The sequence below is a fragment of the Frigoribacterium sp. AC512 genome (assembly GCF_979258295.1).
In genome coordinates this window covers 919,205-933,868 of record NZ_OZ409850.1, presented here as the reverse complement: position 1 = coordinate 933,868, position 14,664 = coordinate 919,205, and the positions used below count along the sequence as shown (strand labels likewise).

Sequence of the window (14,664 nt, the reverse complement as noted above, 5' to 3'; positions counted from 1 at the left end):
GACACCAGGACGGAAACACAGGCACATGCGACTCGAGCTCATCCGACACGGACAGACCGACTGGAACAGCCAGGACAAGCTGCAGGGGTCGTCGGACGTCCCGCTGAACGACACCGGTCGCGGGCAGGCCCTCGAGGCAGCACGCGTGCTGGCCGGCGCCGAGTGGTCGGCGATCGTGTCGTCGCCGCTGATGCGGGCCCGCGAGACGGCTCAGATCATCGCGGCCGAGCTCGGCATCGAGCTCGGCGACGCCTACGACGAGCTGATCGAGCGCGACTACGCGTCGCGCGAGGGCTGGGTGCCCGACTCCCCCATCCCGGACGAGCCGAACGAGTCGTTCCCGGACATCGAGCCGCGGGAGTCGGTCGCCGCGCGCGGCCTCGGCGCGCTCGAGATGATCCGCGACACCCGCCTGCACCTCGACGGCCCCGACGCGCACATCGTCGTCGTCTGCCACGGTACGATCATCCGCTTCACCCTGGCTGCGATCATGGGCGCCGAGGTGCCGCACATCGAGAACGCCGCCGCCAACACGGTCGAGTGGGACGGGTCGGCCTGGAAGGTCCTCTCGATCAACGACCGCTCGGTCTAGGCCGCAGAGCCCGTCGGGGCCGGCGCACGCCGTCTAGGCCACGGAACCCGTCGCGGCCGCGGTCCGCTGCCCCGGCGTGCTGTCGGTGACGACCCGCTGGCCGATGACGGCGCTCACCCCGTCCTGGCGCATCGAGACGCCGTACAGCGCGTCGGCGATCTCCATCGTGCGCTTCTGGTGCGTGATGACGATGAGCTGGCTGGTCTCGCGGAGGTCCTCGAAGATCGCGAGGAGGCGGCCGAGGTTCGCGTCGTCGAGCGCTGCCTCCACCTCGTCCATGATGTAGAACGGGCTCGGCCGGGCCTTGAAGATGGCGATCAGCAGCGCGACCGCGGCCAGCGAGCGCTCCCCGCCCGACAGCAGCGACAGGCGCTCGATCTTCTTGCCGGCCGGCCGCACCGTGACCTCGATGCCGGTGGCCAGGAGGTCGTCGGGGTCGGTGAGCAGCAGCGACCCGATGCCGCCGGGGAAGAGCACCGGGAAGACCTGGTCGAAGGCGGCCTGCGTGTCCGCGAACGCGCTCGCGAAGACCGTCTGCATCTTGTCGTCGATCTCGTCGATGATCGCGAGCAGGTCGCGCCGCGTCCGGGTGAGGTCGGCGAGCTGCTCGGTGAGGAACGCGTGGCGCTGCTCGAGCGCGGAGAACTCCTCGAGCGCGAGCGGGTTGACGCGGCCGAGCTGGGCGAGCTTGCGGCTCGCGGCCTCGAGCCGGGCGGTCTGCTCGGCGCGGTCGAAGCGCGTGCCCGCCGCCGCGTCGCCGTCGAGCGCCCCGGAGTCGTTCCCCGACGTGACGTCCTCGGGCACGAGCACGTCGGGGCCGTACTCGGCCACGAGCACCTCGTCGTCGAGCCCGAGCTCGGAGGCAGCACGCTCGAGCAGCTGCCCGAGGTGCAGCTTCTTCTCGTAGATCTCCATCTCGAGGCCGTGCACGTCCTCCGTCACGCCGTGCAGTCGCTCCCGGAGGGCTCGCTCGTCTCGTCGCAGCGCCGCGAGCTCGTCGTTCTGCTGCGTGCGTGCCGCTTCCTGCGCGGCGAGCTCCTGCCGGGCCTCGGCCAGCGACCGACCGACGGCGTCGAGCACCGAGGGCAGCCCCGCGAGCACCGCGGAGGTGCGCCGCATCTCGCGCTGCCGGACGACGGTGCGCCGGGCGTGCTCGTCGGCGGCGGCCCGCTGCTCGTCGAGCTGACGCTGCAGGTCGACTGCGCGGGCGGCCTCGGCACGCACGCGCTCGCGGACGGTCTCGAGCTGCACCCGGCGCTCGATCTCGGCCGCCCTCGCCTGCTCGACCTCGGCGAGGACCCCGTCGCGGGCCGAGGCGTCGAGGATCGGACGTGGATGCGAGGCGTGCTCGTCGTGCTCGGCCCGTGCCGAGTCGACCGCGGCCTGGGCCGTGACGGCTCCCTGCTCCGCGGCCGCGAGGGACTCGGCGAGGCGTGCCTCCTCGGCCTCGGCCGCGTCGACCTGGGCCCGCAGGCGTGCCAGCTGCTGCTCGACGGCCGCGGCCGCCGCCTGCCGCTCGCGGGCCGACCGGGCCGCTTCCGCTGCCGCCCGAGCCTCCTCCGCGGCCTGCTCGCGGGCCAGGCCGGCGGCCTCCGCGGCCTGTGCCCGGGACGTCGCCAGCGCCTCCTCGGCGGTCGCGTGCAGGGCGGAGAGCCGCCTCGCCTCGGCCTCGACCTCGCCGAGGCGCTCGGCGGCGGCGTCGCGCTCGGCGACCAGCTCGAGGCGCGAGCGCTCGGCGCCCGAGCCGCCGCGGAGGACGAAGTCGGTGAGCACCTCGCCCGAGCGCGTGATGACGGTGACCGGCAGCGGGTGCGCCGAGAGCGCGGCCCAGGCCGCCCGGGCCGTCGTCAGGTCGTCGGCGACGACGGTGCTCGCGAGCAGGCCCAGGACGCCCGGAGGCGCGTCGACGACGGAGGAGGCGGCCACGGCTCCCGGGGGCAGGTCGACGGCGAACGGGGGCAGGACCCGCTCGGGCGCCGCCACGACGACCTCGACGCGCCCCAGCTCGGCGTCGGTCGCGTGCGCGACGGCGGCGAAGGCCGCGTCGAGGTCGTCGACGAGGACGGAGTCGACCACGCTGCCGAGCGCCGCGGCGACGGCGGCCTCGTAGCCGGGCCGCACCTGCACGTGCTCGGCGACGGCGCCGCGCACCCCCGGGCGGCCGGCGGCGACGAGGGCCGTCGTGCCGTCCGCGCGCTCGAGCGCCATCGTCAGCGCGGAACGTCGGGCGGCCACCGCGTCACGCTCGCGCTCGGCCGCGTGCAGGCGACCGCGGAGGTCGTCGACCTCGGACTGCAGCTCGGCGGAGGCGCGCTCGGCCTCGGCGCGGACGGCCTCGTGGTCGACCGGGTCGCCGCCTGCCCCGTCGGCCCCGTCGGCCGTGTCGTCTGCGTCGTCCGTGTCGTCGGCACCCGTCGAGGCGTCCGCGAGTTCGTGCTCGTGCTCGAGCTCGAGCTGGGCGAGCTCGACCCGGCCCGCGTCCCGGCGCGCGACCGCCGCCTCCCGCGCCGCGCCCTGGCGGAGGACCTCGCCGCGGACGGCCGCCAGCCGTGACTGCGCGACCTCGAGGGCGCCGCGGAGCTGGCCGAGGACGAGGTCGTGCCGGGAGATGAGCGCGCTCTGGGCGGCGATCTCGTCGTCGAGCGCCTCGAGCACGGCCCGAGAAGCGACCGTGGCGGCTCGCGCCTCGGCGAGGGCCTGCTCGCCCTCGGCCACGCCTCCCTGGAGCCTCTCGGCCTCGTCACGCGCGTCGGCGACCATGCCGGCGCTCACGGTGCTGGGCAGCTCGGGCTGGTCGGACTGCTCGGCGAGCAGCTGGAGGCGCTGCCGCGCGAGGCTCGACGTGCCGCGGAGCCGCTCCTCGACCGACTCGAGGCCGAAGGCGACCCGGCGCGCCTCGTCGACGGCGTCGCCGACCATCTGCTGCTCGAGCCGCTGCTCACGCGCCTTCGCCTGGTCGAGCTGCTCCTGCAGCACGTTCCGCTCGCTGCGGCGCTCGGCCTCGCTGCTCGACCGGCGTGCGACCGCGGCGCGCAGCGCCACGACCTCGTCGGCGAGGAGGCGCGCCTTCGCGTCGCGGACGACCGCGGCGATCGTCTGGGCCTCGCGCGCGACCTCGGCCTGACGGCCGAGGGGCTTGAGCTGGCGACGGATCTCGCCGGCGAGGTCGCTCAGCCGGGTCAGGTTCGCCTGCATCGCGTCGAGCTTGCGGAGCGTCTTCTCCTTGCGGCGCCGGTGCTTGAGGATGCCCGCCGCCTCCTCGACGAAGCCGCGCCGCTCCTCCGGAGTGGCCCGCAGCACGGCGTCGAGCTGCCCCTGGCCGACGATCACGTGCATCTCGCGGCCGAGGCCGGAGTCGCTCAGCAGCTCCTGCACGTCGAGCAGACGGCAGCCCTCGCCGTTGATCGCGTACTCGCTGCCTCCGTTGCGGAAGAGGGTGCGGCTGATCGTGACCTCGGCGTAGTCGATCGGCAGGGCGCCGTCGGAGTTGTCGATGGTCAGCACGACCTGCGCCCGGCCGAGCGGCCCCCGGGTCGACGTGCCGGCGAAGATGACGTCGGCCATGGTGCCGCCGCGCAGCGACTTGACGCCCTGCTCGCCCATCACCCAGGCGAGCGCGTCGACGACGTTGCTCTTGCCCGAGCCGTTGGGGCCGACGACGCAGGTGACGCCGGGCTCGAACGCGAACGTCGTGGGCGAGGCGAACGACTTGAAGCCCTTGAGGGTGAGGCTCTTCAGGTGCACGTGCCCCTCCTCCCCTGCTCCAGGTGACGTGTCGACACGGTCTGCGGCGTCCCTCCGAGGATAGGCGAGGGCTGGCCTCGGCCCCGGGAGGCGCGGGCAGGGCCGCGCAGGCCCGCGCGGCTTCCGCCCGACGTGCGCGAGGGCGCGCGGCTCAGGCCGTGCGGACCCGCTGGCAGCGGGGGCAGAGGTGGCTCGAGCGGTTCATGAAGGCCTCGCGCACGATCGCGGTGCCACAGCGCGGGCACGGCCGCCCCTGCTGTCCGTAGGCGGCGAGGCTGTGGCTGAAGTACCCGGACTGCCCGTTCACGTTCACGTACTGCGCGTCGAAGCTCGTGCCGCCCTCGCCGAGGGCCTTGAGCAGCACGGCCCGGACCTCGGACAGCAGGAGGCGCGCCCTGGCCCGCGAGAGCGCCTCCGTCGGCTGCTCGGGGTGCACGCGTGCCGCCCAGAGACTCTCGTCGGCGTAGATGTTGCCCACGCCGCTGAGCAGGCCCTGGTCGAGCAGCGCGCGCTTCACCCCCGTGCGGCGGGCCAGGAGGCGCGTGACGACGGCAGCCTCGTCGAAGGCCGGGTCGAGGGGGTCGCGGGCGATGTGCGCGACCTGCTGCGGCACTCGCGACGCCCACGAGGGAACGGCAGGGGCCGAGGCTGAGGCCGACGGGGCCGCAGCGGCGGCGCGCACCTCGCCGTCGGCTGCCGCCTCAGGAGACCCGAGCAGGTGCGCCCCCGCGTAGCCGGCCGCACGGCCGTCGGGCGTGGGGACCGTCTCGTCGAGGGCCATCGACCCGAAGATCCGCTGGTCGACGAACGCGAGCCGCACGGCGCCGAGGCTCGGGCTGTCGACGTCGAGCCGGATGCGCATCAACCGGTCGCCCGGGTGATCGGAGCTGCGGAGCAGCACCTGGCCGCTCATGCCGAGGTGGGCGACGAGGGCGAGGGGGTGGTCGTGCGACTCGGCCGGCTCGAACGGGAACCAGAGGAACTTGCCGCGGCGGACGGCCGAGTCGAGGGTGCCGCCGACGAGGCGGTCGACGAAGTCGACGGACGGGCCCCGGTGCCGCTTGAGCGAGCGCTCGTCGAGCACGGTGACGCCCGTGACGACGGATCCGGCCACGACGGGCGCGAGGCCCGCACGGACGACCTCGACCTCGGGGAGCTCGGGCACGGGCTAGCGGTCGGTGCTCGAGAGCCGCGTCCAGGCCTCGAGCGCCGCGGCCATCTCGGCCTGCTTCTTGCTGCTGCCGGTGCCGTGGGCGACGTCGTCCGGCGAGTCGCCGAGCCGCACGGCGGCGTGGAACCGCTTGTCGTGGTCGGGCCCGCTGTCGGTCACGTGGTACGACGGCATCCCGCGGCCACGGGCGGCGCTCAGCTCTTGCAGGCTCGTCTTCGGGTCCATCGCGGCGCCGAAGCGCGCGGGGTCGACGAGGAGCGGTGCGACCAGTCGCAGCACGAAGGCGGTCGCGGCCTCTCCCCCCGCGTCGAGGTAGGTCGCGCCGATGATGGCCTCGACCGTGTCGGCGAGGATGGACGGCTTGTCGCGCCCGCCGGTCAGCTCTTCGCCGCGGCCGAGGCGCAGGTGCGCGCCGAGCCCGATGTTGCGGGCGACCTCGGCGAGGGCGACCGTGCTCACGAGGCTCGCGCGGCGCTTGGCCAGCTCGCCCTCGTCGAGGTCGGGGTTCTCGGTGAAGAGCATGACCGTCACGGCCTGCCCGAGGATCGAGTCGCCGAGGAACTCGAGCCGCTCGTTGTTGGCGATGCCGCCGTGCTCGTAGGCGTACGACCGGTGCGTGAGAGCGAGCTCGATCAGGTCGGGGCGCACCTCGATGCCGAGCTGCACCAACAGATCAGCCCGGTCGGCACGGGGGCTCGACACGGGCTGATCGGGGTGTGACGGTGTCACGGGTGACGTGGTCACGGGAGACGGGTTCAGACGTCGGCGACCTTGCGGCCCTTGTACTCCATGTACAGGGCGGTGCCGGCGCTGTCCTCGACGACCTTGGCACGGTGCGGGAGGCTGTAGGTGACCTTGCCGTTCTCGATGGTCTTCACCAGCTGGACGGGAGTGGCCTTCCACTGCGACCGACGTGCGTGGGTGTTCGAGCGTGACTGCTTCCTCTTGGGAACGGCCATGAGGTTCTCTTCTCTGTTGCGGCCCCCGCGGGGGCCTGGGTCTGACGTGGGTGGGTGACGCGGGTGGTCTCAGGCAGACGTGTCGGGCTTCGACTCGTTGTCGGTGACTGCCCTGCCAACTGGTTCTTGGAGGACCGGTGCCTGTTCAGCCTGGAACCCTGCGAGGGCCGACCACCGGGGATCGACGCCTTCACGGGGCTGGTAGTCGGGGATGTCCTCGACTCGTTCGCCCGTCACCGGGTCGAGTCCAGGGCAGTCCGGGCGACAGACCGGCTGGAAGGGCAGTGACAGGACCACTGCGTCTCTGACGACAGGTTCAAGATCGACGTGGTCTTCGTGAACCTGGTAGTCAAAAGCTTCGTCGACATCGTACGCGAAAAGCTCGGCGATATCGACTTCGACAGGCTCGGCGATCGGCTTGAGGCAGCGGCTGCACTCGCCGGTCGCGGTGCCGGTGACGGTCGCGGACACGAGGATGCCGTCGTGCAGGCCCTCGAGCCGCACGTCGAGGTCGAGCACGGCACCCGCCTGCACGGCGACCTGGCCCTCGCCCAGTCGCTCGGGCACCACGACCTCGATCGCGTGCTCGCGCATCTCGCCCGCTCGGTGCAGGAGGTCGTAGACCGACAGCGTCCAGGGGGTCTTGGTGTAGTGAGGCACGAGGGAAGACTCTACGCGCCCACGCCCGATCTCGCCTCCGACGGCCTCACGAGCGAGCGCGGGGCCAGGGTCGCCGCCACGCGGCGGCCGGGGGACGAGGAGGCGCGGAGGGCCCGCAGCACCCGTCGCGCGTCGTCCGCGACCGCGACCCCCGCGGGGTCGCCGCCGAACCGCTCCGCCTCGAGCGCCGCCGCCAGCGAGGCCAGGGCGCGCCGCGCCTCCTCGTCGGGACGGGCCACCGAGCGGAGGACGCCGTCGAGCGCGGCCGCAGCCGCGGCGGGCGTCGCGCCGGACGGCGGCGCCGCGCCGAGGTCGAGGGCGGTGTCGAGCACCTCGCGCCACGCGCCGAGGGCACGGTCGGGCGGACCCGCCGTGAGACGGCGCCGACGACGGGCGAGGCGCATGCCGGAGGGCACGACGAGCAGGGCGGCGAGGACGGCGAGGCCCAGGACGCCGCCGGCCACGGCGACGGGGCTCGAAGCGCCCGACCGAGCGGACGTGCCCTGCGTCTCCTCCGCGCCGGGCGTCGGGCCGGCCGCGCTCGGCACGGCGGAGGGCTCGTCGGCCGAGGGCTCGGGGGTCGCCTCGTCGGGCGCGCTGGGCGCGGCGGTCGGCTCGACGCCCGTCTCCTGCAGGTACGACTGCGGCGTGCCGAGCCCGACGGTCGGCTCGAACGGCACCCAGCCGAGTCCCTCGAAGTACAGCTCGGGCCAGGTGTGCAGGTCGTCGCTGCTGACGGCCCGGGCGGTCTCGTCCCCGAAGCCCGTGGGCGTGCCCGGCAGGAACCCCACGGCCATCCGCGACGGGATGCCCAGCGTGCGAGCCATGACCGCCATGGCGGAGGCGAAGTGCACGCAGTACCCGCTCTTCACCTCGAGGAACCGCTCGACGGCGTCGAGGCCGTTGCCGTCGTAGCCCTCGTCGACCGGGGTGTCCTCCGAGTAGGTGAAGTCCCCGTCACGGAACCAGTCCTGCAGGGCGACGGCGGCGTCGAAGGGGTTCGCGGAGTCCGCGGTGACCTCGGCCGCGAGGTCGGTGACGCTCTGCGGCACGCCGTCGATCGTCAGGTAGGCGGACATGTCCGAGGACTGGTCGCCGACGGCCGCGACGACCTGCTCGGGGCTGGGGTCGACCGGCCTGCTCTCGACCGTGTAGTCGAGGCCCTGCGTGCTCTCGCTGGTGCTGCGCACGGTCACGCCCGACTGGTCGACGAACGACCAGCCGTCGTCGAGCCCCGTGATGGTCTGCGGGGGCACGGGCACCGGCAGGTAGGGGCTGCGGAGGGCCCCGATCTGCACCTCCGTGCTGACGACGCGACGCGAGGTCCCCTCGGCGATGCCGGGGGCGTCGGGGATGGCGTCGAGGCCGTCGTCGGGGCCGATCTCGGCGTCGGCGGGGCTCCACGTGCGGCCGCTGAAGTCGACGAGGTCGACCAGCTTCAGGTAGGTGCCGTCGGCGTCGGACGACCGGTAGGTGAGGACCGTCAACGGCGCTCCGCGACGGAGGTCGTCGCCGAGGTCGACCACCGGGTTGACCCCGGTCGCGAGGCCCGTGCCGGTGCCGACCCCGGTCAGCGGGGAGACGCCGCCGAAGGGCACCACGGCCGTGAGCAGGGCCGCGACGCCGACCGCCGCGACTCCCCCGACGGCGGTCGCCCGGGTGGGACGACGCCCTGTCGAGACGGCCAGCAGCGCGATCCAGCAGAGGACCGCGAGCACCACCCAGGGCCACCGGACGGCCGTGCCGGGGACGAACGAGGGAACGGCCAGGACGACGGCGGGGAACGCCCCGGTGAGGCCGGGCAGGCGGCCGACGGTCGAGACGAGGTCGCTGACCACGGCCACGCCGAGCACGGCGGCGACCAGGACGGCGAGGAGGCCGTCCTGCACCTCGACGGGCGCGGTGCCCTCGACGATCGTCGTCGTCGCCTGGTCGCCCAGGTCGCGGAGGCGCTGCAGGGTCGCCGCCGTGGGGACGACGCCGAGGACCGCCGTGCCGCCCGAGACCAGGGCCGACGTGACGAGCAGCCCCGAGACGAGGCCGGCGACCCAGCCGAGCACCGGGCCGGCGCCCAGCGCCCTGACCCCGAGCGAGGCACCCAGCACGACCGCGGAGACCCCGGCGCCCGCGAACCACCAGCCTGCCCCCTGGAACAGCGAGGACAGGCTCGCCAGCGACGCCGCGAGGGTGAGCCAGACGAGCAGGCTGGTGGCCCAGCCCGTCGGCGGGGAGGCCGAGCGTCCGTGAGCCGACGAGACCCGGTCGGGCGGGCGCGGACTCGACGTCCGGGGTGCCGGGGAGCTGACGCCGCCGCCGCTCGCCGTGCGTCCGTTCTTCGTGATGTCAGCCATCGAGCAGCCCTGCCCCTCGGACGACGTCCGCGACGGCGTCGCCCGCCCCTGCCTCGACGACCCGCCACCGGGAGCTCCGCAGCGCTGCCGCGACCTCGTCGGGGCCGAGCGGCGCGTCGCGGGCGTCGCCCGTGGCCGACCGGACCGTGTGGGTGAAGCCGAGGGTCGGGGAGACCACGACGGCGACGGCGGACGCGCCGACCGCGCGCGACCGCAACAGGACGTCGAGGTCGCGGCGCCGGAGGCTGGACACGACGGCGACGACCGGCTCCCGAGCCGCGGCGGGCGGTGCGGGCGGCCCGGCCGGGTCGTCGAGGACGACGTCGGCGAGCGCGTCGAGGAAGGCGGTCGTGGTCTCGGGGTCGTGCCGGGCGACGAGGTCGCCGTCCGGCGTCGTGAGCAGCGCGACGGACCCCGCGTGGCCCCACTCGACCGCGAGCGTGGCGACGACCGACAGCGCCCACTCGAACGCGTCGCTGTGCCGACCCGCGCCTCCCGGACCCGTCGTCGCGTCGTCCCACGACCCGAGCGAGGTGGGGAGGACGAGGCGCACGTGCGGCAGGCCGTGCTGTTCCTCCTGGCGCACCATCAGGTCGTCGTGCCGCGCGGAGGCCTTCCAGTGCACGCGGCGCATCGGGTCGCCGCGACGGTACTCGCGGGTGACGGGGTCGTCCTCGGCGCCCGTGAGGCTCTGCCCGCGCTGGCGGCGGGCCCCGTCGCCGAGGGCCCGCGACTCGCGTGCGAGCCCGAGGTCGAGCACCTCGGGCACGACGACGAGCTCGTGCGTGCCGGGGACCGTCGTCCGGCGCCGCCCGACGCCGAACGACTCGACGAGGTCCACGGTCAGCGGGCCCACCCGGTGTCGGCCGCGGACGAGGTCGACGTGGCGGAACACGGCGGTGGAGGTGCGACCCGGCTCGAGCGCGACGGTCGCGGACTCCGCGGACGGCCCGCCCCTCCACGGCAGGCCCTCGCGAAGCACCACGACCTGGCTCCTCCCCCGGGGCGTGAGCGAGAGCGTCTCGACGACCGACCACCCGGCGACGCCGCGGCCGGGGCTGAATCGCCGCGCCACGTCGAGGTCGGGGCGGCGGACGACGAGGGAGACGAGCACCACGACGACCAGGAGCACGAGCACGAGCCCCGCGAAGACGAGGGGCGTCGAGTCGAGCAGCACGCCGGACACGACGACGACGACGCCGGCGGCGACCACGCCCGCTCCCCGCGCCGTGGGGCGCGGCGCCTGCCCGAGCGCCACGGTCAGCGCGCGTCGGCGGGGTCGCCGAGCGGCACGTCGGTCGCCTCGACCACGTCGGCGACGAGGTCGTACGCCGCGGTGACCGCCCCTGCCCCGGCACGGCCCGCGAGGATGATCCGGTGCCCGAGGACGGGCCCGCTGAGGGCGTCCACGTCGTCGGGGACCACGAACGAGCGGCCGTTCAGCGCCGCCCACGACTTCGCGGCCCGCATCAGCTGGAGCGTGGCGCGGGGGCTCGCCCCGAGCCGGACGTCGGGGTGCACCCGGGTCGCCTGCACGATGCGGACCGCGTACCGCTCGACCGCCTCGGCGGCGTAGACGTCGCGGACGGCGGCGATCATGCGGGTCAGGTCGTCGAGCGAGACGAGGGGCTGCAGCACGTCGAGGGGACTCGTCCGCTCGCGCTGGCGGAGCATGCGCAGCTCGCTCTCGGCGTCGGGGTAGCCGAGCGAGATGCGGGCCATGAAGCGGTCGCGCTGCGCCTCGGGCAGCGCGTAGGTGCCCTCCATCTCGACCGGGTTCTGCGTCGCGACGACGAGGAACGGCTGCGGCAGGGGGTGCGTGATGCCGTCGACGGTGACCTGCCGCTCCTCCAGGCTCTCCAGCAGGGCCGACTGCGTCTTCGGGGACGCCCGGTTGATCTCGTCGCCGATGACGACGTTCGCGAAGACGGGGCCGGGGACGAACTGGAAGCCGCCCCGCTCCCGGTCGTAGACCGAGACGCCCGTGATGTCGCTCGGCAGCAGGTCGGGGGTGAACTGGATGCGCGTGACGGTGGCGTCGACCGCCTTGGCGAGCGCCCGGGCGAGCTGCGTCTTGCCGACTCCGGGGACGTCCTCGATCAGGAGGTGCCCCTCGGCCAGCAGGACGGTGAGCGCCGTGCTGATGGCCCCGTCCTTGCCGTCGATCACCGTGGCCACGGCCTCGAGGACGCCGCGCGCCTTCTGCTGCACCTCGTCGAGCGACATCGGCGGGCCCGCGACCGCGGCCTCGGGCCTGCGGCGGTCGCGTCGAGCGTCGCTGCCGGGGGTGCTGGTCGTGGTCGTCGTCATCGTCGTCGTCTCTCGGGTGCCGGGCGTGATCTGGATCGGTCCGTGGTGCGTCGTGTCGTGTTCGGAGTGCGGTGCGGCGGAGGTGGGTCGGTGGGCCAGGGTCGCGGGGTGGGCCGGGTCGGTCAGCTCGTCGCGAGGTAGTCGGCGACGGCCGTCGGGACGTAGGGCCGCACGTCGCCGCCGAGCGACGCGACCTGGCGCACGAGCGAGCTCGAGACGTGGGCGTGGGCCGGGTCGGGCAGCAGGAACACCGTCTCGACGCCGGCCAGGCTGCGGTTCATGATGGCCATCGGCGTCTCGTAGGCCACGTCGACCTGGGAGCGGATGCCCTTGACGAGGACGGACGCGCCGACCTCGGTGCAGTAGTCGACCAGCAGCCCGACGCTCCAGCTGTGCACCGACACGGTGCCCGGCAGGCCCGCGTCGCGGAGGGACCGCTCGAGCAGCGACACCCGCTTCGGCAGAGGCAGGAGGGCCGTCTTGTCGGGGTTGTGCACGACCAGGACGTGGACCTCGTCGAAGATGCCCGCAGCCCTGGCGATGACGTCGACGTGGCCGAGGGTGACCGGGTCGAACGACCCCGGGACGACGGCGATCCTGCTCATCCCGTCACCCTAGCCGGTGGCTCGGCAGAGACCCTCAGCCCGCCGCCATGAAGTCGCGGCTCGAGTCGTCGAGCCGGCGCGCGATGGCTGCGGCGAGCGCGGGGTGCTCCCCCAGCGACGGGTCGGCCTCGAGCAGCTCGGCGGCGTGCTCGCGGGCGGTGCCGATCAGGTCGCCGTCGGTCGTCACCCGCAGCAGGCGCAGCGACGACCGGCCGCCCGACTGGAGGCTGCTGAGCACGTCGCCCTCGCGCCGCAGCTCGAGGTCGACCTGGGCGAGCTCGAACCCGTCGAGGGTGGCGGCGACGGCGTCGACGCGCTCGCGTGCCGTCGAGTCGACGGGCGCGTGCGTCACCAGGAGGCAGAGGCCCGGATGGCCGCCCCGGCCGACCCGGCCGCGCAGCTGGTGCAGCTGCGAGATGCCGAACCGGTCGGCGTCGAGCACCACCATCGTGGAGGCGTTGGGGACGTCGACGCCGACCTCGATCACCGTGGTCGCCACCAGCAGGTCGATCTCGCCCCGGGCGAAGCGCTGCATGACGTCGTCCTTCTCGTCGGCCGACATGCGACCGTGCAGCGGCTCGACCCGGGCGCCAGCGAGCACGGGCAACGAGCGGGCGAGAGCCGTGACGGCCTCGACGCTGGCGCGCTCGGGGGCAGGAGGCGCGCCTCCTGCGGTCTCGTCGGCCGCGGCGGAGCCTGCCCTGCCTGCCTCCGGTCCCCCGCCCTCGGCCCCGGCGGCCGGCTCGCCCTGCTCGACCGTCGCGGCGTCGATGGCGGGGCAGACGACGAAGACCTGGCGCCCCTTCGCGATCTCCTCTGCGGAGCGCTGCCAGATGCGGTCGGCCCAGCCGGGCCGGTCGGCGAGGGGCACGACGAACGACTCGATCGGCTGTCGGCCGGCCGGCAGCTCGGTGATCGTCGACACGTCGAGGTCGCCGAAGACGGTCATCGCGACCGTGCGAGGGATGGGCGTCGCGGTGAGCACGAGCACGTGCGGCGGGGCGGCGCCCTTGCGGCGGAGGGACTCGCGCTGCTCGACGCCGAAGCGGTGCTGCTCGTCGACGACGACGAGCCCGAGGTCCCAGAACTCGACCGCGTCGCTGATCAGCGCGTGGGTGCCGACGACGATCCGGGACTGCCCGCTCACCACCGCGAGGGTGGCCTTGCGGCGCTCGGCGGTGCTCATCTGCCCGGTCAGCAGCACGGGGCGCAGCTCGGCGGCGAGGTCGGGGCCGAGCGACCGCACGATCGAGCGGAGGTGCTGCCCCGCGAGCACCTCGGTCGGGGCGAGCAGCGCCGACTGGCCGCCGCTCTCGGCGACCGCCAGCATCGCGCGCAGGGCCACGAGGGTCTTGCCCGAGCCGACCTCGCCCTGCACGAGGCGGTTCATCGGGACGTCGGCCGCGAGGTCGCGGTCGATCTCGGAGCCCACCAGGACTTGGTCGGCGGTGCGCTCGAAGGGCAGCGCCGCGTCGAGGCGCTCGAGCAGGCCGCCCGGCCTCGCCGAGCGAGCCGTCGCCTTCGTCGTGCGCAGAAGGGCACGCTGCTGCAGCAGCGCGCTCTGCAGCACGAACGCCTCCTGGAACCGCAGGGCGTCGCGGCCCCTCAGGTGGTCCCTGTCCTTCTCGGGCCGGTGGACCAGCTCGAGCGCCTCGCGGAGCGGCACGAGCTCGAGCTCGGCCCGGACCGACGCCGGCACGGGGTCGTCGAGAGGCGGCAGCGTGTCGAGCACCACCTCGACGGACTTCTGCACCTGCCAGGACGCCACGGAGGCGCTGGCCGGGTAGATCGGGATCGGCTGCCGGGCGAAGGCCTGCGCCTCGGCGTCACCGATGCCTGCGACGGCCTCGTGCGACGCGTCGAACAGCTCGTAGTCCGGGTGCGCCAGCTGCCGGAGGCCGCGGTAGTCGCCCACCTTGCCTGCGAAGATGCCGCGCGCCCCGGGGACGAGGTCGCGCGAGCGCCAGGCCTGGTTGAAGAACGTCAGGGTGAGGATGCCTTCGCCGTCGCCGATGCGCACCTCGAGGATCGACCCCCGCCGGGCCCGCATGGTGCGCTCGCGCACGTCGAGCACCTCAGCCACGATCGTCACGGACTCGCCGAGCGGCAGCGAGTCGAGCGCCGTCAGCTCGCCGCGCCGGGCGTAGCGCCGCGGGTAGTGCGACAGCAGGTCGCCGACGGTCCGCAGCCCGAACGCCTTCTGCATCGCCTGGGCCGTGCGGCCGCCCAGGGCGCTCGAGAGCGCGGCGTCGAGCGGCGACGGGTCGGGCAG

The 14,664-nt window shown here is 74.5% G+C and carries 11 protein-coding genes; 1 reads left to right on the top strand and 10 read right to left on the bottom strand.

Annotated features, from left to right (window positions below):
- The first annotated feature begins 25 nt into the window (after positions 1 to 25).
- Positions 26 to 592 (top strand): histidine phosphatase family protein, encoded by a 567-nt coding sequence (locus ACZZ97_RS04235; protein WP_463472367.1) that lies wholly within the window; start codon positions 26 to 28, stop codon positions 590 to 592.
- Positions 593 to 625: 33 nt separating this feature from the next.
- Here ACZZ97_RS04235 and smc read toward each other — a convergent pair whose 3' ends face one another.
- The 10 genes from smc to ACZZ97_RS04185 form a co-directional block, all read right to left on the bottom strand.
- Positions 626 to 4,336, bottom strand: coding sequence for a chromosome segregation protein SMC (smc, locus tag ACZZ97_RS04230; RefSeq protein WP_463472366.1), 3,711 nt, complete (start codon positions 4,334 to 4,336; stop codon positions 626 to 628).
- A gap of 151 nt (positions 4,337 to 4,487) precedes the next feature.
- Positions 4,488 to 5,501, bottom strand: a complete 1,014-nt coding sequence (locus ACZZ97_RS04225; protein WP_463472365.1) for an Fpg/Nei family DNA glycosylase — start codon at positions 5,499 to 5,501, stop codon at positions 4,488 to 4,490.
- 3 nt (positions 5,502 to 5,504) lie between these two features.
- Positions 5,505 to 6,209, bottom strand: coding sequence for a ribonuclease III (gene rnc, locus ACZZ97_RS04220; protein ID WP_314104229.1), 705 nt, complete (start codon positions 6,207 to 6,209; stop codon positions 5,505 to 5,507).
- 53 nt (positions 6,210 to 6,262) lie between these two features.
- Entirely contained in the window at positions 6,263 to 6,466 is a 204-nt protein-coding gene (gene rpmF / locus ACZZ97_RS04215) for a 50S ribosomal protein L32 (RefSeq protein ID WP_043593937.1), read from the bottom strand.
- Between the two features lie 69 nt (positions 6,467 to 6,535).
- Entirely contained in the window at positions 6,536 to 7,126 is a 591-nt protein-coding gene (locus ACZZ97_RS04210; RefSeq protein WP_463472364.1) for a YceD family protein, read from the bottom strand.
- Between the two features lie 11 nt (positions 7,127 to 7,137).
- The gene (locus ACZZ97_RS04205) at positions 7,138 to 9,477 is read right to left on the bottom strand and encodes a transglutaminase TgpA family protein (protein WP_463472363.1); all 2,340 of its coding nucleotides are present in this window, start codon (positions 9,475 to 9,477) and stop codon (positions 7,138 to 7,140) included.
- A complete protein-coding gene (locus tag ACZZ97_RS04200) occupies positions 9,470 to 10,735 on the bottom strand; it encodes a DUF58 domain-containing protein (RefSeq protein ID WP_463472362.1) in 1,266 nt (421 codons plus the stop codon). The genes ACZZ97_RS04205 and ACZZ97_RS04200 overlap by 8 nt, the downstream gene beginning before the upstream one ends.
- A 2-nt stretch (positions 10,736 to 10,737) precedes the next feature.
- Positions 10,738 to 11,787: an AAA family ATPase gene (locus tag ACZZ97_RS04195; protein WP_463472361.1), complete on the bottom strand. Its 1,050-nt coding sequence runs from the start codon at positions 11,785 to 11,787 to the stop codon at positions 10,738 to 10,740.
- A gap of 122 nt (positions 11,788 to 11,909) precedes the next feature.
- Positions 11,910 to 12,392, bottom strand: coding sequence for a pantetheine-phosphate adenylyltransferase (gene coaD / locus ACZZ97_RS04190; RefSeq protein ID WP_314103220.1), 483 nt, complete (start codon positions 12,390 to 12,392; stop codon positions 11,910 to 11,912).
- Between the two features lie 34 nt (positions 12,393 to 12,426).
- Positions 12,427 to 14,598: an ATP-dependent DNA helicase RecG gene (locus ACZZ97_RS04185; RefSeq protein ID WP_463473756.1), complete on the bottom strand. Its 2,172-nt coding sequence runs from the start codon at positions 14,596 to 14,598 to the stop codon at positions 12,427 to 12,429.
- Positions 14,599 to 14,664 lie beyond the last annotated feature (66 nt).